Here is a 25,781-nt window from a genome sequence, read left to right on the forward strand (position 1 = left end):
GATTCTTGGTTCAACGAGTTTCCTTAACTTGGCAGGACGTATCCAACCAAGCCAGAGGGAATCTCTCCCCAAGCGTGAGTTCCGGTATGCCCTACCGTACTTAGTCCCCTTTTCAAAATGTAAAACCGAGGGTCTTCACCCGACATTGCAGATAAAGCAGGGAATTTTCAGTGACTTTTCCCTAGGTATTTCCGTAAATAGGGGGAAAAGACCTCATAAATCAGCGTGAGGGGTTGTCCACTGTGCCAAAACAGGTAATGACGACCCCAAAATGGGCCTTTCTCCTCAAAAGCCTCTTCTAAAGGTTCAGAATGCCCAAAGTAAACCCCTTGAATATCTCGATATAACTCACTATGGAGGTGTGAGAGATTATCCCAAATAGGGAGAGCGCGGTTTTGGAGGTAATCATCCACTTGGCTACCATCCCACCAAGAGGTCGCATAGGCCAAACGTTGACCAGAGGCCGTGCGTAACCAAACTTGTCGCCGTAAGCGGGGGCCAGGTACCGCCTCAATTAGGAGCGGAGCGTTGTCATTGTCCATGCCAATGAGGGACATATCAATCACATCGACTTCGATTTTCTCCCGAGTCAGTAGGGTGAGGTGGCGGGTAGGTGAACCATCACCCAAGAGTAAAATCTGCCACGCGGGGGCGAGTCGATTATGGGGAAGTCCTTGTTGAATGACTTCCGCCCCCCCTTGCCACAGGGGACTGAGGGGGTGCCAAGTGGTTTCTAGGATTAGGCTGCTTTGGGGTTTCAAGATTCTTGCTCAGTTTAGTTACAAAACTTCACGTTTTGCCTTTATGATAACCTTGTTTGCCGATTCCTGTGGTTGAATCTTGACGATTAGAGGCTAGGATGGGAGAAATGTCCTAACTCCTGTGCTATGGTTAATCTCACCCCAAGGCAGAAAACCCTGCCCACGATGTACGATCTACCCAGTGAAGAAGTAGGAGAACCGGGTTTGCCCGACCAATTCCACCCCCTACAAGCTGAATTACTGCGTCTGACGTTTCGGCCGGGCAATTATGACCCAGAACAGGTTTTTTCGGCGATGGATCTCAATGTTTATTACGATGAGAACCAGACCAGACGATATAAGCGTCCGGATTGGTTTGGAGTGGCGGGGATACCGCGCTTGTACGAAAATCGGGAGTTGCGCTTGAGTTATGTGGTGTGGCAAGAAGGGGTTAGCCCATCTGTGGTGGTGGAATTGTTGTCTCCGAGTACCCAAGCTCAGGATTTAGGACAAGTGGAGGATGAGCCTGATGGGACTCCGACGAAGTGGGCGGTTTATGAGCAAATTCTGCGGATTCCTTACTATGTGGTTTATGACCGCACTCTAGAGCATTTTCGGGCGTTTCATTTAGAATCCTCGGGTTATGTAGAGGTGGAAGTAATAGATGATCGTTTGTGGCTGGAAGAATTACAGTTAGGACTGGGATTATGGCAGGGGAGTTATGAAAACGTCAATCGCTTATGGTTGCGTTTTTATGAGGGTTCAGGGGATTGGATTCCTACTCCTGCGGAACGGGCTGAACGAGAACGACAAGCCAGAGAAGCTGCCGAACAACGGGAAGAACAAGAACGACAAGCCAGAGAAGCTGCCGAACAACGGGCGGAACGTTTCCGGCGCTTGCTGCTTGAAAATGGCATTAATCCCCATGAGGTTTAGGCGGATTTAACGCCTATCGTTAGGGTCTAATCATCCCCTTAGAATTGAGCGTTCAACTGGCCTGAGTGTCTCATAGAACGCCTTTAGAACTGGGAATCTGACTGGCACGACGAGGGTCAATTTCAATGGCCATGCGGAGGGCGCGGGCAAAGGCTTTGAAGGTGGCTTCAATAATATGGTGGGAGTTGATGCCGTCGAGTTGGCGAATATGCAGGGTCATTTGACTGTGATTGACGATGGCGACGAAGAATTCTCGCACTAATTGGGTGTCGTAGGTGCCGACGCGCTGGGTGGGGATGTCCAGACCATAAGTGAGATGGGGACGACCGGAGAAGTCGAGGGAGACTTGAATGAGGGCTTCATCTAGGGGGGCGATGAAATGACCAAAACGGTGGATTCCTTTGCGATCGCCTAATGCTTTCCCCAAGGTCTGACCTAACGTAATTCCCACATCTTCGTTGGTATGGTGATCATCAATTTCAATGTCTCCCGTGGCGGCAATTTCCAAGTCAATTAAACCGTGGGAGGAAATCTGATGCAGCATATGATCTAAAAACGGCACTCCTGTTTTGATCTGACAGACCCCTGTGCCGTCTAAATTGACCCGCACTTCTACATCTGTCTCCCCAGTCGTGCGTCGCACAGAAGCGGTGCGGAAGGGGTGAGAATGGCTCATTTCTTGGGTTTCAAGGGGCTTATCACTTAGCTGCATCAATAGTTCTCCTTAAGAATTGATAATTGACAATTGATAATTGATCATTAGAACAGGTTTACATCCCCATGATCTCATAACCAGAATCGACATAAATCACCTGTCCGGTGATGCCGCTTGAGAGATCACTACACAAAAAGGCGGCGGTATTGCCCACTTCAACCTGTGTTACAGTGCGACGGAGGGGAGCAGTGGCTTCTACATGGTGAATCATGTCCAGAATCCCACCGACAGCCGAGGAGGCAAGAGTCCGAATTGGACCGGCCGAGATGGCATTAACTCGGATATTATGGGGGCCGAGTTCTGAGGCTAAATAGCGCACACTACATTCTAGGGCGGCTTTAGCAACCCCCATAACATTGTAGTTGGGAATGACTTTCACGCCCCCTAAATAGGTGAGGGTAACAATAGCTCCCCCGTCAGTCATCAGAGGTTTAGCACTGTGGGCGAGTCGGGTAAGGGAATAACTGCTAACATCAAGGGCGGTGTTGAAACCTTGGCGAGAGGTGGCGCTGAAGTCTCCTGAAAGGTCGTCTTTTTGGGCAAAGGCTAAACAGTGAATGAGGATGTCGAGTTTTCCCCATTTTTCGGCGATCGCACTAAAGGTCTCATCTACCTGTTGATCATTCTGAACATCACAGGGCAAAAACACTGTCGGGGCAAGAGGTTCAACTAACTCCCCCACTTTTTTCTCGAAACGCCCTTTATCATCGGGTAAATAAGTGACTCCCAACTCGGCCCCAGCTTGGTGTAGTTGTTGAGCAATCCCCCAAGCAATAGACCGATTATTGGCAATGCCAGTTACCAGAGCTTTTTTTCCCGTCAAATCTAACATAAGTTTCAATAGTTGGTGTGAAGACCGGACAACACTACACCTTACCAAAAAACTGGATCTAAAGCCCCGCCCTTTAGAACTGGACTTCGCAAGGAATCCTAGGTAGGGTCTGCTGAAAAAGCCCAACGCTAGACTCAACAAGGGAATAGGGAATTGATAATTGATAATTGACAATTGATAATTATTCCCGACTGCCCCTCTCCTCTGCTCCCCTGCTCCCCGAGCTATGCCTACGGCACACTACGTGAACGCTAACGCGGAGCGTGCCGTTAGGCAGATGAGTCCGAGAGTCGGGAATCGGGCATCGGAAATAATATCAATTATCAATTTCTCATTCCCTATCCTGTTAAATAGAAGAAAACCCCTTGTAATCCTCCAATTAAAAAGCCTAAAATGCCCCCTAAATTTACAATGGCTTGTAATTCACTTCTCACAATTCCTTGTACCGCTTCTTCTAATTGGGCGGGAGAAGTGGCCATGACTCGATCAACAATCAGTTGATCTAAGGATAAGATGGGGATTAATTGGGTGACTAAATGCTCTAGGTCTTCTTCTAAATAACGTTCTAGAATGAGGGCTAATTCTGCACTAATTACGGTCAGAGACTCATTGACCACTTGGGAATTGCGCAAGCGTTTAATTAGGATGGTCGAAAGTTTATCCCAGTCTACGGTATCGCCTAAACGTCCCAAGAGTTCGCCGCCTTTTTCTTGAACATAGAGACGCACGGTTTCCCGGGTGGTTTTGCGTAGTTGTCGGACGGTGGAGAGGGGGATATTTTGGAGAGAGAGGTTTTGTAACCAGACTCGAATGCGATCGCGCACTTCCAAGGATAAGATTAACTCTTTTAAGCGAGCATTAGCGACTTCTTTCTCTTCCACACAGAAAGAACGCAGACGGACTAAGGAATTCCGCACCCCAAACAAATTGGCGACGACCCAAGTGCTGCCACTGGTTTTTTCCCGAAATCCCTCGTCAATGACTTGAATATTGCGTTCTGTCAGGAAATCGACTAAGGCAATGCGCAAGACATCCGGGGGTAATACTACTTGCAAAATCCAATCGGCAAAGGTGCGCGCTTGGATATCATTCAGGCGAAAATCTAATAGAACTTGGTCAAAAATATGGTTAATTTGATCCTCTAAAAAATCTTCCCGTCTCGATAAAACCCGCAACACTCGCGGTAAGGATTCCCCAAATAAATCCCGCAAAATTTCGGCCAAAATTTTGGCGGTTTTTTGGTCTTTATCCGCTTGGAGTTGCTTAATGGCTAAACGTAATAACCATAACAGGGCGGCCTCGACTCGTTCCGGTTGTAAGAGTCTACGGGTGAGGTGTTGAAGTTCCCCGGGGGTTAAGAGGGAATTCATGATGGTATCAGAAACCCGTCGCGCTAAACGTTCTTGATTGCGGGGGATTAAACCGGGGGTAAAGGGGAGACGATATTTCCCAAGAGCGATCGCCTTATAGGGACGAAACAACATCTGGATGGCGATATCATTGGTGAAATAGCCAATAATCCCACCAGCAATCGGGGGGAGCGTGATGCGGAGTAGGGTAGGCAAGTCCAAGGTTTCAATCTAGGATAAGTGTGCGTTCTGGGGTGATCTCACCCGAATTCAGGGCTACTTTGATCCTAACATTGCCTCCTCCCTTTGCGGGAGTTTAGAGGGATAGCCTTGTAAAGAGTTTAATCTAACCAGTCCCCATGTCGCGGTCGGTGATGGTATTGACTTAGCTCTTGATATCAAGGGCGTTTCACAATCTATGACCTCAGACCCCACACCCCCTAGAGTGGGATTGTTGGAATAATGGGGGATAATTATTAAGATCAGCCCACAATGATTGATGATGATGGGCGGGTGAATACACCCTAGGAAAGAGGGTAATTTTTCACCCTTGCCAATGAAAGAACGATGAGAGAGTAACAGGGTTTCTGGGGAATGGATGATTGATCAATGGTGGAGTCTATCCTTTCCCTAGGCTGATAATTGATAATTGAGCATTGATAATTGATTATTAATTGTCCCCTTTTGTTCCAGAGTAGGATGGAACTTGTACAATTTATTGGCAGTGGTCGTTTAATGCAGTGCCATTGAACGGAATTTATGAAATCTTTTTTGAGCGCTGACATGGCACAACCCGCAAAGCAATTGCTCAAAGCAACGCCAGATGGCATTCAACAGGCGAAGTTAGCGTGGTTGGCTTCTGCGAATCAGATCATGAGAAATTTGGAGTCTGCCCCTTACTTTATTTCTCAAAAGACGATTCATCATTTTTTTGAAGGTCAACCGATTGAGTCTCAAGATTTTCAGAAAATTTGTATTGCTTTGGGTCTGAAATGGAGAGAAATCGCGGGATTGCCCCAAAAACCTCGACCGATTCCCCCTCCCCCGGCGGCTCCTCCTCGGGTTAATTCTTCGTTGCGTGCGATCGCCGATTCGGTAAGGGAACGCCTCTATACCAAGCTACAAGAACGTTATAGTCAAATTACACTCCTGAACCACCGACTAGCCCCAACTAGCGGGGTAGAGTTTGATGTGTATCGGGTGAGTCGTGTCTCTCGGGAAACCTACCTAGACTTAACGGAGTTTGTTAACCATCCCCATGAACGTGCAGAAGTCGAACGTTTAGGACTCGGAGAACGTCAAGATCGTTTAGGGGGATTGCAAGCGGTGCAAACCTCGCCGCGTCTGATTTTACTCGGTCCGTCGGGAGCGGGGAAAACGACTTTTTTATCCCGTGTTGCGATCGCCTGCACTCAAGGAGAACTCCCAGAACATTGGATTCCAGTGTATATCTGTTTACATGACTTTCCCGACACAACCCTAGAAAGTCCCAATTTTTTACGCGCTACCATTCAACAAATTTTAGATACGGAAGAAAACAAGCAAACGGAATATCTACTCAATGCTGGACAGCTATTGATTCTAATCGATGGCATGGATGAAGTTCCTCTAACTATCCGCAGACATTTACAATATCAAATTCGCTCTCTTCTGCAACGCTACTATAAAAACCGTTTTCTCCTCACCTGCCGCACCCAAATTACAGAATATACTTTCCCCACGTTTGAATATATCGAATTGGCAGAATTTAACCGTTCCCAATTGCAAAAGTTTGCTGATGTTTGGTTCACATCTCAAAATATTGAGAAGCCGAAAAGTGTCCTCAAACAATTTTTAGCGGAGTTAGACTTGCCCAAATATCATAAGGTGGTTCCCCTCTTCAATACGCCCCTTTTCCTTAGCTTTGCTTGTTGGATCTTCCAAGACCTGAACAAACTCCCTAAGCGCCCTTTTGATTTTTATGAGCAAGGTTTAGATCGTTTATTAGAGCAGTGGAATCTAGTGTATCCACGCTTTCAAAGTTATATTTATCAAACCCTTGACAAAGCTCATAAGCTTAAGTTATTAAGTCTTTTATCTTCTTTACTCTTCCAAAAACAAGAATTGTTGGTTGAGTATGATGTCATGTGTCAATATCTCTATAGCTATGTGACAGAAGTCTTGCAGATTCCCGCCCATCCCCAAGAATTATTAAAAGAAAGTCAGCAAATTTTACAAAGTATTGAAGGACAACATGGGTTGATTATTGAAAAATTACCGAGTATCATGTCTTTTGGCAATCATGGCATTCACGAATACTTAACCAGTGAACTGATTTTGGAACATTTTAAGGCAGATGATCTCGATGCTATTATTAATCCCTTTATTAAAATTCAATGGCAGAAATATCTATTATTTGCAGTCAATCATCTGGAAAATGTCAATGATTTGTTAATGCGATTAAAAAAGAAAATTGATTATTTGTTGGTCAACGATCCTAAGATTCAAATCTTTTTATCTTGGGTGAATCAAAAATCTTTGTTAGTCAAGGTTCCCTACAAACCCGCGGCCGTTCGTGCCTTTTATTTTTCCCAAGCTTTGGCTCGTATTTTTGAACCTAAATTAGCCCGTCCGTTGGACTTTTCCCACGCAGTTGATCGGGTGTTACGGTCTTCTTTGCATGATCGGACTTTAGCTTGTGAATTGGACGAAAAGTTAGATCAAGCTTTCCGACGGTATCCTCTGAGAAATTTAGATTACGATTTATTGATTGATTTAGTTTTAGATTGTTTATTGGGAACTTTTGCCAATGACTTGGGGTTGTTTATCACATTTATGCAGGATCGTCAACTCAAATTAGATCCAGATTTGCGAGCCGCTTTGAATCGGTTTAAGGAACAAATTCCTGACGCGACCCAAGACCGCAGTAAGTATCAAAAATGGTGGCAGGCTAATAATAAAATTTGGACAAGAAATTTAAGGTTAGTAATTATTGAGTCTAGGAATATTGGCTATGATTGGCAGTTTAGTAAAGCACAGCAGGAGTTGCTAAAGCAGTATTACGAGGCGAATAAGTTGTTAGTTGCTTGTTTGTATAGCAACCCCAAAATTAGTCCTGATGTGATTCAAGAAATTGAGGATACTTTAATTCTTTCGGTGGCGGAGTTGGAGTCCCGATATCATGATGAAATCTAGGGCAATTGTTGGGTTGCGCTGGCGTTCTACCCAACCCAACAATTAAGTTATAAGGGTTGAATGCGACCGGGGGGAAATACAATTTTATAGGCTTGTCCAATGACGAGATCGGAGGGAAGGAAACCCCACACATGGGAGTCGAAACTGTCATTGCGGCGATCGCCTAAAACCCAGTATTTATCCTCTGGCACTCTCTGGGCGGCGATGTCATAGTTGGCCGGAGACGTGACATAACGTTCTGCAATGGCTTGATTGTTGAGATAAACAACCCCATCCCGGACTTGAATGAGTTGGCCGGGAGTCCCCATGACGCGCTTGACATAATAAACTGTATCGTCGGGATGACTGAGGGGATCCATTGCTTTGACGAAATCGGGGGCCTCAAATACAATGATATCCCCGACTTGGGGCTGATAATTCTTTGATTTGCGGACTAAAATCCGATCGTTGACCTGAAGGGTAGGCTGCATGGAACCACTGGGGATCACAAACATTTCCACCTGTTGATTTAACCAGAGGGGGAAGTAATTGCCTAATAATTCTAAACTGAATAGAATTCCGGCCAAGATAGCCACTAATCGGCGACCGTTGGAGGTGGTTTTGGCTAGGGGAAAGGCTTGATAGGCATGATAGGAGGCGATCGCACTAATGAAAGGTGAGATCGTCAAGAGGGAGGGAAACACCTGATCAAAAATCGACAACAGGAGAAACGCCCCGAGAAAAAACGCCCCCCAGCCCACCTTATCCCCGTAAAATTGCCCTAAACCGGGCAAAATGCGCGATAAAAACACTGCAAACCAAGGATTTTTCACCCGACGGGGGATTTTCTCCCCTGTCATATCAGTCTCAACGCTGTAGTAAGCGTCAAATAGATTGCCGATGTACACCCCGGCAATTAAGAAGAAACAACTTAACCCTAAAACGGTGTTGCCATTGGCGGCAAAAATAGACCAAGCGGAAAAGGCAATTAGCCCCATTTGTGCTAGGAACCAAATCCCTCCTTTTACCCATTTACGGGCATACCACTGCCCTATTCCGGGGAAGAATAGGGACAGATTAATGGCTAGCCAGGGGTCTTGTCTCATTAGAGGGAATCAAGGGTATTCAACGATTGAGTATCAATTGTCCAGTAAACACTTTTTGAGCTGGGCCAGTCATATAAATCCGTTGACTCCTTTGATCCCATTCAATGGTTAAACAACCACCGGGTAATTCTACCGTACAAGTGGCCTCGCTGTGACCTGTTAACACGCCAGCCACTACCGAGGCACAGGCTCCGGTTCCACAGGCTAAGGTAGCCCCAGCGCCTCGTTCCCAGACGCGCATTTTCAGGTAGTTGGGGGCGATCACTTGGATAAATTCGGTGTTGGTGCGTTGGGGAAAGACGGAATGATGCTCGAATTGAGGGCCAACGGTGGCAAGGGCGATCTGGTCTACGTCATCTACGAAAGTAATACAGTGGGGATTGCCCATGCTCACACAGGTGACAGCCCAGGTTTGTCCGGCGACGTTGAGGGGAATATTAATCACTTTTTGGTCGGCGGCGTTGAGGGTGGTGGGGATTTGGGCAGCTGTCACCTTGGGAATGCCCATGTCTACCTTAATTTGACCTTCAGGGGTCAGTTGAGGGGTAATTAGGCCGGCTAGGGTGTGGATAGCAAAGGTTTGGTTGGGGGTGGTATTGCCTGTTAATTCGGCGATGAAGTGGGCGAAACACCGGATGCCATTGCCGCACATTTCAGGTTCTGACCCGTCGGAGTTAAAGATTCTCATGGTATAGTCGCTACCCTCTTGACCGGGGAGGGCGAAGATCACACCGTCGGCTCCGATGCCAAAATTGCGATCGCACAAGGGAACCGCTTGTTCTGGGGTAATTAAAGGGTCTGGACTGTGACGATTATCAATTAAGATAAAATCGTTACCGAGGCCGTGATATTTAGTAAAGGCGATTTCCATGATCTTTCTGGGGTGAGTGAACGGGCTACAAACAGAATAGGCTAATTTGAATTGACTATCGTTAAGCTACAAGTTTAAATTATGACTGACTTTGACACTGGATTACCGAGTACAAGACAACTCCAAAATTTTAACCGTGAAAAGGTAGAGGTTGAGTTCAAGTTAATGACGGGGGATGTAATCACCGGAAAGATGGTCTGGCAAGATGCCCAATGTATCTGTCTACAAGACGCATCGGAACAACTGACGGTCATCTGGCGACAGGCGATCGCTTATCATAAACCCCTTGGATGAAGTCCTCTCCGGCCGCGAAGAATCGCCTAGTTGTCTGAGCCAAGAGTAACTAGCGTTTCCTCTCAAGATAGGAGATGATGGAAGATACATTTGAATCGTAACAAGTGCATTGACGTAATTTTTCAAAGAAGCAATGAGTAGCATCGAAAAGATTGTGGAACAGGCGCTACGAGATGGTTATTTAACCCCGACGATGGAAGCGGAAGTAGGGCGCATCTGCGATACGGCTTCGGAACTGTCCATTGAAGAGTATATGGCCCTCGACCGACTGATGGGGGCGCTGCTCACCGGAGAAGTTGTTGCGGTACCCCGCAAGCAGTTTATTAACGTGATGGAGGAATTGGTTCTCAGTGAAGCCATTGCTAGAGTGGCAGAAATTGAGGCAACCACAGATAAGGTTTTAGATGTGGGGGATATTGCCGCCTATACGTTAAACCGTTTGCCGCCCCTCTATGCTACGACGGAAGAAGGGGCTAGTTATCAGAGGCAAAAGGCAAAGGAAGAGTTGCAGGAGTTAATTAATCAACAGATTAGTGATGCGATCTCCCGCAGTTTAGAACAACCGGAATTCTACCCCGAACGGACTCCCGTGGCGAAAACCTCATCAGGAGATGTCCTCAAGCAAGTCAGCAACTTGCTACAATCCCATGCTACCCAGTATGAAACTCAGGATTAGTCGGTGTTATGGGGGCCAGGAGCGGCAGTAGTGACTTCTCACAGAATTAGTAGTGCTAAGGGTCAATGCTCTCTCCCCATCGCTCTCGAACTTTTGTAACAATCTCGGGAACTTTCCTGAATCCAGAGGGTCAGAAAAGGAAAAGGATGAAAATTGTTCCTTTGAGAAACCCATGAGTCAGTCAGTTCCTGCAACCTGGTCAACCATTGAGGCGAAAGTTCCTCAATCTTCGGTGTCTCTCGACAAACTCCCTAACTACGATTTGATTTTACGTTGTCAAGAGGGCGTTAAACCCGATCGCGCAGCGTTTGCCGAACTTCTCCGTCGGTATCAGTCCCATGTGGAAAAAATCCTGTATCATCTAGCTCCAGATTGGCAGGATCGCGCCGACTTAGCCCAAGAGGTTTGGATTCGAGTCTACCGGAATATTAATCGTCTTAAAGAGCCGGTTAAATTTAAAAGTTGGTTGAGCCGTATCGCAACAAACTTGTTTTATGATGAGTTACGCAAACGGAAGCGCGTGGCAAGTCCCCTGTCTCTCGATGCTCCCCGAGCTATGGATGACGGAGAAATGTCTTGGGAACTTCCTTCCGATGCGCCCAGTCCAGATGATAGTCTAGCGACCCGCGAGTTTTACGAACAGTTACAAACGGCGATCGCAGACCTACCCGAAGCGTTCCGAACCACCATAGTCCTGCGAGAAATTCAAGGCCTGGCCTATGAAGAAATCGCCGAAATTACTGGGGTTTCTCTCGGAACCGTCAAATCTCGGATTGCTCGCGCCAGAACGCGCCTCCAGTCTGAGTTACAACCTTACTTGGATGTGGAATAAGGGGGAACGAACATTTTCTGTGTGGGGAAAAGGTTCAACTATTCCAAAGTCCAAATATTCTAAGACCTTAACAACCTTTCGTTTTCGTACTATTGGCACAATCAGGGAGCAACCTGAATTAAGAGGTGGGTGATCAAGCCATGACTTCTAACAAGAACAGGGATCAAAATTCTAATCAAGACCTGTCTAGCCGCAAGGTCTTCTCAAACCATTCTCACACACATTCCTACAAGGATATGGATACTCGTCAACGCGATCGCTTTGAATTAATTAGTGCTTACCTCGACGGAGAAGCTAATCCTGCTGAACGCAAACGGGTTCAGCAATGGCTGGACACCGATCCCGAATGTCAACGTCTATATCGCCGTTTACTCAAACTCCGCAACGGTATCCAATCCCTGCCCACTCCGGCCCCGGCTCAAAGTGCGGAAACCTTAGCCAATCAAGTGATTGCCAAAGTGCGCCAACGGGAACGCCATCGGGCTTTTGTTTGGGGGGGAAGTGCGATCGCTGCCCTCGTCGTCGGAGCCGTCTCCACCTTATTACCCGGTGAAGGAGCATTTGCCCCTAGAATGGCCTGGAATCGCCTCGCAGAACCCGGTCAAACCGAAGAGTTAATGATTGCCCTCAATCAACCCTTAGTTGAAATTCCCGTGGATTCTCAAGCCTTAATGATTCCCCTCGATCGTCCTTTGGTGGAACTGCACAAACCCACCGTCGCCAGCCCGAGCTATCCTTACTAACGGCCAGTCTAGAATTCCCCCCTCTGGGAGTTATAGCTAGACCAACAGCCAGACGGCAACCACACCCCCTTAAAGCGTCGAATGTTCTGATCCGACATAAAGTAAGTCCAAGCCTTGTCTAGGGGCTGGCCTGACCCATCATAAACGATGATTTCCCGCCGTTGGTATTCGTTTTCGTGGGCAGGGCGGTCGGGCGAATAACTCTCCAACTGATCCAACTGTTCTAAAACCCCTTCATCCTCAAACGTCAAGATCACCCCCTGAATGCGCTCTGTTCCTTCGGCCATCCCCGGATACCCTAGGCAGAGCGCATATAATTTGCCCCAAGCATAGGCCAAGCGTTCTTGACAAGTTTTCCCGGCACAGTAACGGAAATAATTGATTTCCCCCGGTTTTAAAGTTCCGTAAACAAAAACGTTGAACAAAGATCAAACCTCCCGTACTATGGTGATTAAAATAATGATGACCGCAGGACGTAAGCGAGTGACAACCGATTGTGCAAACTCAACGTTTTTCCGAATGCAATCACCCCCTAGTAAAATCGCTATTCCATCATAGCGATCGCGAACTACTGGCACTGTTTCAACGTTATCCAGAACAGGGCAAGTATTTTGTGGCCATTTTCTGCCGTTATAGTCCTATTGTCTACACCCTCATTGCCCATTCTGCGCGATCGCCCGTACAAGGAGATTACCTCTTTGCCCTCACCTGGCGACATATTTTCTATGAAATGCGCGGCTTGGAAATGCGAGGCCTAGAAGAAAACGAAACCAACTCCTTCCAGAATTGGTTAATCAACATGACCGCCATTTGTATTAATCAGGCCAATCTACCCCCCGTTGAGTCCATTAACTACAAACTTCAGGAAGCCTCACCACCCCTGTGGTGTTACCTAGAACAAGCCCTCGATGCCCTTCCCCCCGTCATCCGTCTGATTGTCGTCATGGCGCAAACCTTCCACTGGAGCCCCACCCGCATCGCCGCCTACTTACAAGCCGAAGGGGATATGTTCTCACCCGCCCAAGTCCAAGAATTCCTAGAGCAAGGTTATCACGCCCTAGAGAATAACTTACCCTACGATATTCGCAATATTTACCTAGGAGAAGAACACGATCTCAGTCAGTTATCGGAACAATCCTCCCCAGATAACCTACTGGTCATTGATTCCGTCTGAGCAACAGCCCTCCCCTCCCTAAACAATTAATAATTGATAATTGTTTCGCCATCCGTAGGTTGGGTGAAGCGAAGCGCAACCCAACAAAACAATTGATAATTGTTTCGCCATCCGTAGGTTGGGTGAAGCGAAGCGCAACCCAACAAAACAATTGATAATTGTTTCGCCATCCGTAGGTTGGGTGGAGCAAAGCGCAACCCAACAAAACAATTGATAATTGTTTCGCCATCCGTAGGTTGGGTGAAGCGAAGCGCAACCCAACACCCCTACAATCTAGAAACCCGCTTTCTGGCTACAGCTAATTTTTCACCGCCAATCAAACAATCTTCAATCCGATATAACCGACAATAATTTGGGCAGATTGTACCGGAAAAAAGTAAAGCCTCCACGCTCCCGGAGTTAAGCGAAGATGTAAGCTAAACAAGCGTTGTTCCCCATCAGGACAAGGAATGGTCAGCCTGCTAGTGAATTGCCTCAGTCTTGACTCACTTTCTGGCGTTGCCTTACTAGGCAGCGTGTTTAAATAATCAAAAGCCCCTCCTTTCCACTCTTTAGCCGCCGTTTCCAGTTCAAATAACCGTTTTCTAACCTGCCCGAACATGGGATTACTCGCTAACAAAGTCGCTAGCTGTTCTTCAGTGCTGCGGCAAAACTCAAGATGAGGAAATAACTCCTCACCATCTCTAATCTCATCTAATCTTCTCCTAAAGGGGTTAACAAAGCCTCTAAACTCTTATCCCACTCATCAAAAAAACCATCAGGCCATTGATCAATTCTCCCCTGTTTATCTATATGGGGTGAAATGACTTTTGTTTTCGATTCTCCCTGACTTTCAAAACGTTCTAAATAATGAAGCTGCACATTATCAGGGCTAAGTTTACCGTGATAAACGGCTAAACGAATGCCATTCAAAACATGATCACTATGAGTTTCTACGACAATTTGAATCCCACAACTAGCGGCTAGGGCTAGTAATTCTCCCATCTTTGCTTGTCCTTTTGGATGTAGATGAGCTTCGGGATTTTCTAATAAAATTAAACTACCAGGTTGTGCGGAGAGAATCGCCACTATAATGGGTAATGTATAGCTAATCCCAAATCCTACATTAGTCGCACGATAAGGGTTACTTAGGCCATAGGAATATTTTAAGCTGACTAAATCAAGTTGGGAACTTGCTTGAACATTAATCCTTGTACCGGGGCTAATTTCCCCTAGCCAAGCTTCTACTTGGTTAATAAGCAATAGTGATTCTTGATCCGGATGTTTTAAGACAGGTGAGGCGATTTCTTGGGAGCGATAAAGAGATAAAAAATAAGCCGTGTATTCTCCTTGACTGCCTAACTGTTTATGCTGTCTTACTTGAAAGTCCGAGATTTCTAGATACGTTCGAGAACCTATTCTTTCAGCTTGAAGATATTGGAAACTATCATCAAACAAGCTATATTTATAAATCTTGCTATCCAGAACGGGGGCATTGAGTTCTAATACATCGACAGCTTTATTGTAGTTAAATGTCCAGTTAGCTACAATGCCATTGTTTAAGGCAAGTTCTAGGCTAATTAGATCCTCTCTTGCTCCTTCAAAAAGTGCATCTTGTGCTGTACCAATTCTCACCAGTTCCCCGTTGAGGGCTAAACCCTGATCGGGTAAAAGATTCTGTTGATAAGATTGACGCAGTAATAAAAGAGAATGGATAATTGAGGATTTTCCACTACTATTTAATCCCGAAAGTAGCGTTAAATTCTTAAAAAGAAAGGCTTGCTGCTCAAAACATTTAAAGTTTTTCAAGGTCAATTGTTTAATCATGGCAAGATATCTTGAACTAATTGTTGAATATTAATAAAGCGAATTTTAACCTGTTCACTCGCTTGAGAAATAGAGCGTGAAAAATCAGGATCATGATCAATAAGCTCGGTAAATTTATCAAGTAACTCTGTTTTATGTTCAATCAGATAGTCTATTTGAGAATCATTTAATCTTGCTAAGGTTGTAGACCACGCTTCAAACAATGCTTGATTGAGTGGATAGCGTCTTGAGGCTTTACGGGAAATTTTGCGAAAAGCATTATCCCCAAAAATACTATAGGCAGCTTGCATTGCTCGTTTAAAGTCTTGCTTAATCTTTTGGCTTTGTTCTTCAGTCAAATTTTGATTAAGCTGCTTCATGGTTTCACTAAAAAACATATCTCGGCTGGCAAATTGGCTATATTTTTCATAACCCTGTAGATAGTAAGCCAAAAAACCGAGAACAAATTCTTGATCAACCATGCGTTCTTGTTTCTTTGACTTATCTAACTGGGTGACTGTAATAAATTCTGAAAGTTGGGCTAAATCACGCAAAAGTTTTGTTGATTTGCCTTGGTTTAGGGCGTTGCGAATTTCTTGGGGAGAGAGAGGAACGCCACCCGTATTAATCCGTCGAAAAATATTATACTTTACGGCGGGTGGAGTCCCCGGTTCAATGGTTGAGAGGATTAATTCAGTTTCCAGAATACGCCGTTGATATTTACGATGCAGTTGTTCGTAGGTCGTATCTTCAAGTTCCTTGAAATATTGTAATCCAGTTAATCTTAATGGCTTTTCTGTGTCTAGAAGAAACTGTTTAAGAGCCGTTAATCGTTGTAATCCATCAATCACAACCCACCGATCATCATCCGTAGCATCAATATAAAAGGCAGGCAAAGGAATCCGAATGAGGATAGATTCAATGAGTCTACTTTTTGCCTCATTTGTCCAAATTCCCGGTCTGCGCTGAAAATCTGGAGCGAGGTCTAGTTCATCGTGTTTAATCCGTTGTAAAATTAAATCAATGGTAATTTTGCGAGTATCAATTCTAATTTGAGTAGGATCAAAAAATTCGTTTAGACCTTCATCATTGACTTCTATTTCTATATCTAAGTCGCTGGTGTCTGGGGTGATTTCTTCAGTCATCGTGATTTAGCCTCCTACTGCTCATTTTAGGGGCGATCGCACTCTGAACCCACTTAACCCACCCCATCACACCACAATCAAGACACCACAAGGGGTCTAAATCGCCTCACACCACATTCAAAACCCCTTCACAGACATTCTGCCAGCAACACCCTCTACCCCCTCCCCTGCCCCCAATTCCCGAGGATGCCTGTGGATTCGCTCTAATCTTGTTACAATACTTAACTAAGCAGAGTTAGATCCCCATAACTCATTACGATTCATTTTATATTTACCCTAAACGCCCTATGCCTCAACCCACACCTTACTCCTCCTCCACAGTTCTAGAACAACGTTTTGAACCCGATGAGGAGTTCACCCGGCCTGAAAAAATTCGTACTGTCCTAGATACAGATACCCTTTCAGCCAGTGAAATAGGACACTATAATCCAGACCTCATTATTGCTTACTACCGACGGCATCCCCTACAAGTGATCGGCCGTCTCATCGCTATATTACTGCCCCTTGTCTCCTTTTCCTTCAAAATTTGGTTAGACAAAACTCAAGGCAAAGTCGCCAAAAATCAACGCAAACGAGCCGTTAAATTGCGGGAAATTTTAACTCGTTTAGGCCCAACCTATATTAAAGTGGGACAGGCCCTCTCCACTCGTCCTGACCTAGTACCCCCTCTATATTTAGAAGAATTAGCCTATTTACAAGACCAATTACCCCCCTTTTCTAATGACATCGCCTATCGTTTTATTGAGGAAGAACTAGGCGATCATCCCCGAGAAATTTACGCAGAACTAAGTCCTAATCCAGTGGCCGCCGCTTCTCTGGGACAGGTTTATAAAGGGAGATTAAAAACCGGGGAAATTGTCGCCGTTAAAGTCCAACGGCCTGATCTGATTCGTCGCATTACCTTAGATGTTTATATTATGCGCAGTTTAGCGGCATGGGCGCAGAAAAATATTAAACGGCTACGCAGTGATTTAATTGCTATTACAGATGAATTTGCGGCGCGTATTTTTGAAGAAATGGATTACGCCCAAGAGGGACGCAATGCCGAGTTATTCGCCGAACTTTATGGCTATATTCCAGAAATTTATATTCCTCGTATTTATTGGGAATATACGGGTCGTCGTGTCCTAACGATGGAGTGGATTGAAGGCACAAAATTGACGAATTTAGAAGCTGTTCAAGCCAAAGGAATTGATGCCACCTATTTAGTCGAGGTAGGAGTTTCTTGTTCCTTACGTCAACTCTTAGAACATGGATTTTTCCATGCTGATCCTCATCCCGGCAATCTATTAGCCACTCCTGACGGCAAGTTAGCTTATTTAGATTTTGGCATGATGAGCCAAATTAAACCCTATCAACGCTATGGTTTAATTGAGGCGGTTGTGCATCTCGTCAATCGAGATTTTGACTCCTTGGCACAAGACTATATTAAGCTCGAATTTTTAACCCCAGATACGGATCTAACCCCCATTATTCCCGCTTTATCTAATGTATTTGGCAATGCGTTAGGGGCAAGTGTAGCGGAATTGAATTTTAAAAGCATTACCGATCAAATGTCGGAAATGATGTATGAGTTTCCCTTCCGTGTTCCCGCTTACTATGCCCTGATTATTCGGTCCTTGGTGACGCTAGAAGGGATTGCCATTGGCATTGATCCAGATTTCAAAGTCCTAAGCAAAGCTTACCCCTATATTGCTAAACGCTTACTAACAGATCCCTCTCCAGAATTGCGTGCTTCCTTGCGAGATTTATTATTCCGAGATGGCAATTTTCGCTGGAATCGTTTAGAAAATTTATTACGCAATGCCCGGAATTCCCAAGACTATGATTTTGATAAAGTCTTAAACCAAGCACTGGATTTTCTCTTTTCACCTCGTGGGGAATTTATTCGGGAACGCTTGGTTGATGAAATTGTGAAAGCGATTGATATTTATGGCAGACGGACGTTATTTAATTTCTCTTCTGCTGTGCGTCAACAGGTAGGGATGAAAGCGGAAACCATGCCGTCGGAGTTAGAAGCGAGTGCTAAGGCAGATAGCTTGCAACATTTGCAGAATATTTTACAAATGTTGAACGAAACACCGGGTTTTGATGTGATGCGTTTAGTGCCGTTAATTCCTGAACTGATTACGAAACCAGAAACCCAAATTATGGGGCAAAAAATTGCGAGTGGTTTGGCGCAGAAAATGGCAGCGAGATTAATTCGTAATTTGCTGTTAGAAGCAGAGGCTAATAATAACAAGAAGCAGGAGGGAAAACAAGGGATTCCCTTTCCGTTTACTCCTCCCCGTCTCCCGCTTCCCCCTCAAGCGGCAATGCGGTAAGATGATTGGTTTACCTAGCGCAAGGAGTCTTCTATGAGTGATGGTGTCTTAGTGTTTATTTGTGGTTCCGCTTTGCGCGGACAGCCGGATCATGGCACGATTGCTGATACAGAGTTTGTGAAAGTTGTCTCGACTCAACCTCGTTATCGTCTGCACTCGGTGGAGGATAAACACCCCGGAGTTTACGAGGTGGCTGAGGGGGGAATTGCTATTGTGGGGGAGTTATATCGCATGACTCCCCCACAATATGAGCATCTATTGAGTCATGAACCGCCTCATCTCTATCCGGGGCCGGTGTTGCTGGAGGATGGGACTGATGCGATCGCCATGTTATACCCTCGGGAGGTCATCGAAGAGCGCCAGTATGTGGATATTTCCCATTACGGGGGATGGGCAGCGTATAAGGCAGATAACGGTTAATTATGAGTATTACGCGCAAATGGGCGAAGCAGCAACAACGGGCGTTAGAGGTATTAGTCCGTCTAAAACGACTTTATCCCGATGCAACTTGTAGTTTGACCTATAAGACTCCGGTGCAGTTGTTAGTGGCGACCATTCTTTCAGCACAATGTACAGATGAACGGGTTAATCAGGTGACTCCGGCCCTGTTTGACCAGTTTCCTGATGCGGCCGCTTTGGCCCAGTGCGATCGCGAAGTTCTAGAAAACCTCATCCGATCCACTGGTTTTTATCGCAATAAAGCCAAAAATATTCAAGGCGCTTGTCAGAAAATTATGACCGATTTTGGGGGAGAAGTCCCCCAACAAATGGAATTATTACTCACCTTACCCGGAGTAGCCCGGAAAACCGCTAATGTGGTCTTAGCTCATGGTTTTGGTAAAATTCAAGGCGTTACCGTAGATACCCATGTTAAGCGCCTTAGTCAGCGTTTAGGATTAACGGAACAAAATGATCCTGTCAAAATTGAACAGGATTTAATGCGTTTATTACCCCATCCTGACTGGGAAAACTGGTCAATTCGTTTAATCTATCATGGTCGCGCTATTTGTAAGGCCAGAAAGCCTGATTGTGCGGCCTGTGACCTCGCCGATCTCTGTCCTACAGTTGAACAGCCTCCTAGGGTTTCTGATGCCCTAAAAGCCCGTTTAGGTCGTGAATAAGCATGGTTCAAACCCTGAGATTTATTGACCTATTTGCAGGTTTAGGAGGAATGCGAATTGGCTTAGAAAAAGCCTGTACAAGCCTGCAAATTAAGAGTCATTGCGTATTTACATCCGAAATAAAATCATCTGCCTTAGCCGTTTATTCCCAGTATTTTTTAGACCAAACAATAGCGGGAGATATTAGCCAAATTCCCAGTCAAGAGATTCCCAATTTTGATATTTTACTAGCCGGATTTCCTTGTCAACCCTTTAGTAGTGCGGGAACAAGGCAAGGCTTTTTAGACACTAGAGGAACGCTTTTTTTTGAGATTCAACGGATTTTAAAAGCGAAAAAACCATTAGGGTTTTTATTAGAAAATGTGGAGGGATTGGCAAAACATGACCAGGGCAGAACATTAAAAACCATTTTATATTGTCTGCAATCCTTGGGCTATCAAGTGACTTGGAAAGTCCTCAATAGTCAAGATTTTGGGGTTGCCCAAAACCGAAAACGGATTTATATAGTAGGACTCCAACAAAGCGTTATAAGTTGGGATTTCCCCCCATATTTCCCTAAAAGACTCTCAGATATTTTAGACCGCGAACAACCGCTTTTAAATAATGCTTTTACTCAGTTACTTTTATCTCATTATCCCCTAGAAGAACTCCAAGGGAAAGCGATTAAAGATAAACGAGGGGGACAGGATAATATTCACAGTTGGGATCTTGAATTAAAGGGAAGCGTTTCACCGGAACAAAAGCAGGTATTAAATTTACTCCTTAAGCAACGACGGAGAAAGGTGTGGTCGGCGAAAAAGGGGATTCAATGGATGGATGGCATCCCTTTAACGGTGGAGGAGATTAACAGCTTTTATCCTCACCCTACATTATCGACTTTATTAGATGATTTAGTCGAGAAAGGTTATCTTAAATATGAGCAGCCTAAAGATATTCAGTCTATAGTAAATTCAGAGGGAAATATTGTCAAAAAGCGGCTCTATCGGGAAGATTTAGCCAAAGGTTATAATATTGTGGTAGGTAAGCTAAGTTTTCCCATTACAAAAATTCTCCATCCCCATGATGTGACTCCTACTTTAGTGGCGACTGATATGCAGAAATTGGCGGTAGTGGATGGGAAAGGGTTGAGATATTTAACCATTCGGGAAGGATTGAGACTTTTTGGGTTTCCTGAAGATTATCAGATTAATTTACCCCCAGAAAAAGCCTATGATTTACTGGGAAATACTGTTGTGATTCCAGTAATAGAAGCGATTGTGCAGAAAATGCTGGTGATGTTACTGTAGCCAGAAAATTGGTTTCTATAGCGTTTCCATTTGAGTTTTGTAAAAGCAAAGGGAACAGTATACCTCTTTCATATTTGTTATTTTTAATCCGGTAAATAATCTGAATTTAAGGCTTGTTCAATGGAATACGGACAATGGATTGGGAATGTTTCGAGGGGTAATCCAGTTTCATCTGCGGCCTGTGCGCGAGCGTTTTCATAACAGTCTGTACAAACTTGTTGAAGATAAGGAACTAAACTCGGTGAGTCGTTTAAATCCTCTTTAATCCTTCTGCGATGCTCTCGCAAACTGCCGCGCCAACTTCCAGTTCTGCCTAGGGGTTGATATTGCCATTTGAGTAGATGAAGGAAAATAATAATCAGATTACTTTTAAGACTTTTCCGCTCTCGTCTTGCCATGTGTTCTAGTTCTTCCAGCAAGTTTTCCCAGTCCACATGAGTATAATTTTGCTGGCGTAGTTGTTCAACTGTAGTTTCTATCCAGAGTACAAAGTCAGTATTATAAAGGTTCGTTTGGCTAACTTTAAGTTCAGTTGACATAATGCTCTTTCCTATGTTCTGCCGTCCATTTTTTAACTCCCCGTCGGTTGGGTGAAGCGACAGCGCAACCCAACAAAACCCATCACAAACCCTAGGAGATGTTTCAGGAGGAAACGACCAGGGAATCAGGGATCACTTCTGAAAGGGGAGGATTGTTAAAACCTTGTTTCGGCAACAGGACTATAAATTCAGTATAGACTCCCACTTCACTATTAACGGTAATCTCTCCTTGATGGATGGCTGCGATCGCCTCATAGGTCAAGGATAACCCCAATCCTGTCCCTTCCCCCGTCGGTTTGGTGGTGAAGAAGGGGTTAAAAATTTGGTCAATAATCTCCGGGGGGATACCTTCTCCATTATCGCGGATCGTCATTTGCACGCGATCGCCTAAATCCATCGTCGTCACCTCCAAACAAGGGCTAAATCCCTCCCCCTCAGCCAACTTCCTACTCCTCAACGTATCACAAGCATTACTAAAAATATTCAAAAATGCCTTAGAAATTTCCTTTGGAATCAGTTGCACCTCCCCAATATTCGGATCATAGACCGTTTTAAAGTCAATCAATACCGTATTTTGTTTAACCGATAAACTTTGCTGCACTAAACTTAAAGTATCCGCAATCAGTTCATTAAACACCACAAACTCCGGCTTTTCTTTCCCATCATGAGCGTGCATCATCATACTTTTGACAATATTCTCAATCCGTTGTCCATGATGTGCAATTGACTGTAAACCCTCCTTAAACAAGCCTAAAATATCCTGAATATTTTCAACCGAATCCTCCTCTATTTTTTCATATTGTGGCTCTAACTCTTCCTCTAACTCCTCCGCCAACTCTAACGAACTTCCCGAAAAATTATTAACAAAATTAAGTGGATTACGGATTTCATGAGCCACCCCCGCCGTTAATGATCCCAAAAACGCTAACTTTTCCTGAGCAATCATTTGTTTTTGAGTCGTCTGTAATTTCTGTAACGTTTGCTCTAACTCCTCATTTTTTAACTTAAGTTCTAACGTTCTTTGCTCAACCTTTAACTCCAAATTTGCCGCATAATCTAACAATCTTTTTTGAGAAATCAAAATATTATCAATCAACGTCCAGATAATATGGGTAATCGCCGCACCATACAAGCCAAATAACGGCGGAACAAAAGGCAGCCAGATCCCCAAAATAATTAACAAGTAAGCCGATGTAACTAATCCCGTACTCACTAAAGTTAAATTACTTAACGTCGGAGTAATTAATAACTTTTCTACATTTTCAATCGACTTCCAACGACAAACCCAAGTTGTGCCTAAAAGAGAAAATACCAACAAAATCCCCCATTCCACACCCCTAGACAAGGGACGAATAATAGGACGTTCTTCTAATACCGCACTGATAATCATGCTGGCAATATTGGCATGAATTTCCACCCCAGCCATCATCTCTGGCGTTTCAATAAATGTGCTACTATAAGGAGTAAAAAATACATCTTTAAGACTGCGTGCCGTTGAACCAATTAAAACCACCCGATCCTCAAATAAATTAGGTTCTATACGACCATCTAAAACATCATGAAGCGAAACAGTATGAAATGATCCCTGAATGCCACGATAATTAATGAAAACCTGGTAGCCCTCATCTTCAGCGCGCACATATCCCCCATCATTTTGAGAAAAGGGAGAAAAGCGCGCTGGACCAAAACCGATGGTTGTCTCATCTAACATCTGAGGAGAAATTCCCTCTGCTTCTAAATACTTCCCTGCTAATAGAAAACCCAACCCTAAAACAACTTGACCTTGAGCATCACTAACGGACAGAAAAGCACGGCGAATTTTACTATCTATATCAATGCCTAAATCATTCGAGCCAATGCGGTTAACATCGTTTAAACTAGGAGGAGGTGCAATAGATGAACCCTGATGATAGCCCACAACGCGACGAATAGCCACTAATTCCGGGGTATTTTGTAACACTTCTACCCATTTTTCATGACCCGGTTCTACGGGAAGATCACGGTAGATATCCAAACCAATCGCTCTCGGTTTTTGTTCACGGATAATAGTAACTAACTTAGCCAACATTTCATCAGACATCGGCCACCGTTGAAGTTTTTGTAAATCCCTTTCTTCAATGCCAATAATGACCACTCGGTTATCTTGAACTTCCGCAGGTCTTAACCGGAGAAGTTGATCATAAGCCCAGAGTTCTAGGAGTTGTAAAATACCTACATAGCGAAATAGAAGCAACCCACTGGTGACGCTTAAGGTGACAATGCCCACTCGTCGCCAGGGGGTTAAGACTTTGACTAATTTTTGGGGTAAATTATGCCACATCAGCCGTTATTGAATGAACATAGAAGAAGATAGACAGCATAGGAAATACCTCTTTTCTGAAGTAATAGTAATGCCCAACTTCCTTGAGCTTCGGGTATAAAGGGCTAGATTTTTACGGCCAAGCGATCCAAATTTTTCATGGTTTCCACCACCGCTTGAATGGTTTGGGCTTGGACTTGGGTAGAGTCAGTAATTTGCTGAGAACTCTGATTCACTTCTCGAATAGAATGTTGAATTTGGTCTAAAATCTGTTGTGTTATTTTCATTTGTTCGGTGCTGGTCATCACTTGTTGGTTCCCCTGACCTGTAGTTTTTAAAATTAACCCGCTACAAGTTTGAATCTCGCTTAATTGTAAATTAATCCGTTCCACAGATTGACGACTACGGTCGGCTAATTTGCGGATTTCTTGGGCAATAACGGCAAATCCTGCCCCATATTTGCCTGCACGGACGGCCTCAATAGAGGCATTCAGAGCTAATATATTGGTTTGCAGGGCTAACTCATTGACTAACTCGGCGACAATGGCGATTTGTTGGCTATTGGTATCTAGAATACTGGTTTGTTGGGCGATCGCATTTACCGTCACCTGCAACGCTTCCATCTCTAGCTGAGTCCCCCCAATGGCTGCTAAACCCTCTTGAACAGCTACAAAAGCCCCCTGAGCAATCCCCAAAGCATGACCGGAAAAATCCGCCACCTGTTGCGCAGATTCCTTTAACTCATCCATCTGACGTAACACCCCGTCAATCAGTTGGTTTTTCTCCTGCTCTCGCCTTAAATCCGTCTCCTTCAGCGAAAGCAGCGCCTTTTGATCTGCCATCTGTTGTTCTAGGGTTTCATTCTGTACAATGGTTTGCTGGGTCAAAGGACGCAATAACAAAACCACCCCAACGGCACCGACTCCCGTTAACCCCACAATCATCAACCCAATGCGCCCTAATTGCCGATTTAAGGGCTGATAGAGTTCCCGTCGTTCCATTTGTACCGCAATCCCCCAAGGGCTATTTTCCACCGGACTAAAGGCGATTAGATGGCTGTCTTGGTGATGACGCAGAATTCCCCGATTGCCCTCACTGCCTTGAGTTAAAGCCTCTACCAAACCCTCAGAAAGGGTGGTGCTACCATCCCGCAAGGGAAATAAAGGGATTAAAGTCTCCCCTTGCTGCACCCCTAACACCATCTCCCCTGTGTTACCCAATCCGGTATAGTCGGCGCTCAGGTTTTCCAAACTTTCTAAGCGATACAATAAAACATCGGTTCCGATGCGTTGCTCTTGGGTGTTGAAAATGGGGGCGCTGACGACTAAATAGGAAACTTCCCCCACCTCAACAATGTTGTGCGCTTGCACTGAGGCTGTACGGGTATCCACCAGTGCTAAAACTTGAGCAGGCATCGCTATCCCCACGGTAATCCGAGGCTGATGGGTGCGATCCAAACGGGTAATACTAGCGATGTCCTCGGACTGCCTCAGAGCATCGTTTAAAATACCTTGGATGAGTTGGACAAATTCCCCTAACTCAATTTCGCCCTGATTAAACTCATTTAAAATTTCCCTCGCTCGGGTCCGACTAGCAATTTGTCCTGCCACATCTTGGGCTTTTGACAAATATTCCTCCACGACTAATTTCCGCGTTTCTACCGCAAAAACGAGGTTTTGTTCCTCAGCCCCTCGCAAACGTCGAGCAAGGGGAACAATACTGACTAAAGCGACTAAGGTACTGAGGGTTAAAATCCCCAAGGTAGAATAAACCACCAAAACACGCTGTAATTGTTTGGTGGTAGAGTGACCGGAAAAGGCGAAAGAAATCATGATCTCAAGGAGAAACTGGAGGAGAAACT

Annotated in this window: 24 protein-coding genes and 1 pseudogene; 11 read left to right on the top strand and 14 right to left on the bottom strand. The window is 44.9% G+C overall.

Annotation, left to right across the window (positions count from 1 at the left end; all coding sequences use genetic code 11):
• Window positions 1-23: 23 nt before the first annotated feature.
• Both K4A83_RS23000 and K4A83_RS04400 read right to left on the bottom strand, forming a co-directional pair.
• Window positions 24-119: pseudogene (locus K4A83_RS23000) on the bottom strand (RNA-guided endonuclease InsQ/TnpB family protein); the annotation flags it as partial.
• Between the two features lie 48 nt (window positions 120-167).
• Window positions 168-761, bottom strand: a complete 594-nt coding sequence (locus K4A83_RS04400; protein WP_265263206.1) for a chorismate lyase — start codon at window positions 759-761, stop codon at window positions 168-170.
• A gap of 165 nt (window positions 762-926) precedes the next feature.
• Between K4A83_RS04400 and K4A83_RS04405 the strand changes: the two genes are divergently transcribed.
• Entirely contained in the window at window positions 927-1,676 is a 750-nt protein-coding gene (locus K4A83_RS04405) for a Uma2 family endonuclease (RefSeq protein ID WP_407809814.1), read from the top strand.
• A gap of 70 nt (window positions 1,677-1,746) precedes the next feature.
• Here K4A83_RS04405 and hisB read toward each other — a convergent pair whose 3' ends face one another.
• The 3 genes from hisB to K4A83_RS04420 all read right to left on the bottom strand — a co-directional run bounded on the left by hisB (window position 1,747) and on the right by K4A83_RS04420 (window position 4,803).
• The gene (gene hisB, locus K4A83_RS04410) at window positions 1,747-2,388 is read right to left on the bottom strand and encodes an imidazoleglycerol-phosphate dehydratase HisB (protein WP_265263210.1); all 642 of its coding nucleotides are present in this window, start codon (window positions 2,386-2,388) and stop codon (window positions 1,747-1,749) included.
• A 58-nt stretch (window positions 2,389-2,446) separates the two neighbouring features.
• A complete protein-coding gene (gene fabI, locus K4A83_RS04415) occupies window positions 2,447-3,223 on the bottom strand; it encodes an enoyl-ACP reductase FabI (RefSeq protein WP_265263212.1) in 777 nt (258 codons plus the stop codon).
• 338 nt (window positions 3,224-3,561) lie between these two features.
• Window positions 3,562-4,803: a DUF445 domain-containing protein gene (locus K4A83_RS04420; protein WP_407809816.1), complete on the bottom strand. Its 1,242-nt coding sequence runs from the start codon at window positions 4,801-4,803 to the stop codon at window positions 3,562-3,564.
• Between the two features lie 552 nt (window positions 4,804-5,355).
• Between K4A83_RS04420 and K4A83_RS04425 the strand changes: the two genes are divergently transcribed.
• Window positions 5,356-7,746, top strand: a complete 2,391-nt coding sequence (locus tag K4A83_RS04425) for an NACHT domain-containing protein (RefSeq protein WP_265263214.1) — start codon at window positions 5,356-5,358, stop codon at window positions 7,744-7,746.
• 47 nt (window positions 7,747-7,793) lie between these two features.
• Here K4A83_RS04425 and lepB read toward each other — a convergent pair whose 3' ends face one another.
• Window positions 7,794-8,831, bottom strand: a complete 1,038-nt coding sequence (gene lepB / locus K4A83_RS04430; protein ID WP_265263216.1) for a signal peptidase I — start codon at window positions 8,829-8,831, stop codon at window positions 7,794-7,796.
• 19 nt (window positions 8,832-8,850) lie between these two features.
• Window positions 8,851-9,702 (bottom strand): diaminopimelate epimerase, encoded by an 852-nt coding sequence (dapF, locus tag K4A83_RS04435; RefSeq protein WP_265263218.1) that lies wholly within the window; start codon window positions 9,700-9,702, stop codon window positions 8,851-8,853.
• An 81-nt stretch (window positions 9,703-9,783) separates the two neighbouring features.
• Between dapF and K4A83_RS04440 the strand changes: the two genes are divergently transcribed.
• From K4A83_RS04440 to K4A83_RS04455, 4 genes are all read left to right on the top strand, one after another.
• Complete coding sequence (locus tag K4A83_RS04440) at window positions 9,784-9,996, top strand: Hfq-related RNA-binding protein (protein ID WP_265263219.1); 213 nt, start codon at window positions 9,784-9,786, stop codon at window positions 9,994-9,996.
• Window positions 9,997-10,129: 133 nt separating this feature from the next.
• Entirely contained in the window at window positions 10,130-10,672 is a 543-nt protein-coding gene (locus tag K4A83_RS04445; protein WP_017306190.1) for a late competence development ComFB family protein, read from the top strand.
• A gap of 172 nt (window positions 10,673-10,844) precedes the next feature.
• The gene (locus tag K4A83_RS04450; protein ID WP_265263220.1) at window positions 10,845-11,504 is read left to right on the top strand and encodes a sigma-70 family RNA polymerase sigma factor; all 660 of its coding nucleotides are present in this window, start codon (window positions 10,845-10,847) and stop codon (window positions 11,502-11,504) included.
• A 236-nt stretch (window positions 11,505-11,740) separates the two neighbouring features.
• Complete coding sequence (locus K4A83_RS04455; RefSeq protein ID WP_265263221.1) at window positions 11,741-12,247, top strand: anti-sigma factor family protein; 507 nt, start codon at window positions 11,741-11,743, stop codon at window positions 12,245-12,247.
• Between the two features lie 8 nt (window positions 12,248-12,255).
• Here the strand turns inward: K4A83_RS04455 and K4A83_RS04460 are convergent, their stop codons facing one another.
• Complete coding sequence (locus tag K4A83_RS04460; protein WP_265263222.1) at window positions 12,256-12,672, bottom strand: gamma-glutamylcyclotransferase family protein; 417 nt, start codon at window positions 12,670-12,672, stop codon at window positions 12,256-12,258.
• Window positions 12,673-12,743: 71 nt separating this feature from the next.
• Here K4A83_RS04460 and K4A83_RS04465 point away from each other — a divergent pair, with 71 nt between their 5' ends.
• Window positions 12,744-13,421 (top strand): hypothetical protein, encoded by a 678-nt coding sequence (locus K4A83_RS04465; protein WP_265263223.1) that lies wholly within the window; start codon window positions 12,744-12,746, stop codon window positions 13,419-13,421.
• 316 nt (window positions 13,422-13,737) lie between these two features.
• On the opposite strand, the gene K4A83_RS04470 is transcribed toward K4A83_RS04465, so the two are convergent.
• The 3 genes from K4A83_RS04470 to K4A83_RS04480 all read right to left on the bottom strand — a co-directional run bounded on the left by K4A83_RS04470 (window position 13,738) and on the right by K4A83_RS04480 (window position 16,351).
• The gene (locus tag K4A83_RS04470) at window positions 13,738-14,022 is read right to left on the bottom strand and encodes a hypothetical protein (protein WP_265263224.1); all 285 of its coding nucleotides are present in this window, start codon (window positions 14,020-14,022) and stop codon (window positions 13,738-13,740) included.
• Window positions 14,023-14,114: 92 nt separating this feature from the next.
• Entirely contained in the window at window positions 14,115-15,227 is a 1,113-nt protein-coding gene (locus tag K4A83_RS04475; RefSeq protein ID WP_265263225.1) for an AAA family ATPase, read from the bottom strand.
• Window positions 15,224-16,351: a DUF262 domain-containing protein gene (locus K4A83_RS04480; protein ID WP_265263226.1), complete on the bottom strand. Its 1,128-nt coding sequence runs from the start codon at window positions 16,349-16,351 to the stop codon at window positions 15,224-15,226. Before K4A83_RS04480 ends, K4A83_RS04475 begins: the two co-directional genes overlap by 4 nt.
• Before the next feature lie 287 nt (window positions 16,352-16,638).
• On the opposite strand from K4A83_RS04480, the gene K4A83_RS04485 reads away from it, so the two are divergent.
• Genes K4A83_RS04485 through dcm form a run of 4 tightly spaced genes read left to right on the top strand, consistent with a single transcriptional unit; the run spans window position 16,639 to window position 21,082 of the window.
• Window positions 16,639-18,675: an ABC1 kinase family protein gene (locus K4A83_RS04485; RefSeq protein WP_265263227.1), complete on the top strand. Its 2,037-nt coding sequence runs from the start codon at window positions 16,639-16,641 to the stop codon at window positions 18,673-18,675.
• Between the two features lie 33 nt (window positions 18,676-18,708).
• A complete protein-coding gene (locus tag K4A83_RS04490) occupies window positions 18,709-19,095 on the top strand; it encodes an allophanate hydrolase-related protein (protein WP_265263228.1) in 387 nt (128 codons plus the stop codon).
• Between the two features lie 2 nt (window positions 19,096-19,097).
• On the top strand, window positions 19,098-19,796 hold the full coding sequence (gene nth / locus K4A83_RS04495; RefSeq protein ID WP_265263229.1) for an endonuclease III: 699 nt from the start codon (window positions 19,098-19,100) through the stop codon (window positions 19,794-19,796).
• A 2-nt stretch (window positions 19,797-19,798) separates the two neighbouring features.
• Entirely contained in the window at window positions 19,799-21,082 is a 1,284-nt protein-coding gene (dcm, locus tag K4A83_RS04500) for a DNA (cytosine-5-)-methyltransferase (protein WP_265263230.1), read from the top strand.
• An 83-nt stretch (window positions 21,083-21,165) separates the two neighbouring features.
• On the opposite strand, the gene K4A83_RS04505 is transcribed toward dcm, so the two are convergent.
• The 3 genes from K4A83_RS04505 to K4A83_RS04515 form a co-directional block, all read right to left on the bottom strand.
• On the bottom strand, window positions 21,166-21,621 hold the full coding sequence (locus K4A83_RS04505) for a DUF29 domain-containing protein (protein WP_265263231.1): 456 nt from the start codon (window positions 21,619-21,621) through the stop codon (window positions 21,166-21,168).
• 103 nt (window positions 21,622-21,724) lie between these two features.
• Window positions 21,725-23,941, bottom strand: a complete 2,217-nt coding sequence (locus K4A83_RS04510; RefSeq protein ID WP_265263232.1) for a CHASE2 domain-containing protein — start codon at window positions 23,939-23,941, stop codon at window positions 21,725-21,727.
• 104 nt (window positions 23,942-24,045) lie between these two features.
• On the bottom strand, window positions 24,046-25,752 hold the full coding sequence (locus K4A83_RS04515; RefSeq protein ID WP_265263233.1) for a methyl-accepting chemotaxis protein: 1,707 nt from the start codon (window positions 25,750-25,752) through the stop codon (window positions 24,046-24,048).
• Window positions 25,753-25,781: the final 29 nt, after the last annotated feature.

Origin of the sequence: Spirulina subsalsa FACHB-351 (genome assembly GCF_026130165.1) — a bacterium.
GTDB classification, from domain to species: Bacteria; Cyanobacteriota; Cyanobacteriia; order Cyanobacteriales; family Spirulinaceae; genus Spirulina_A; species Spirulina_A subsalsa_A.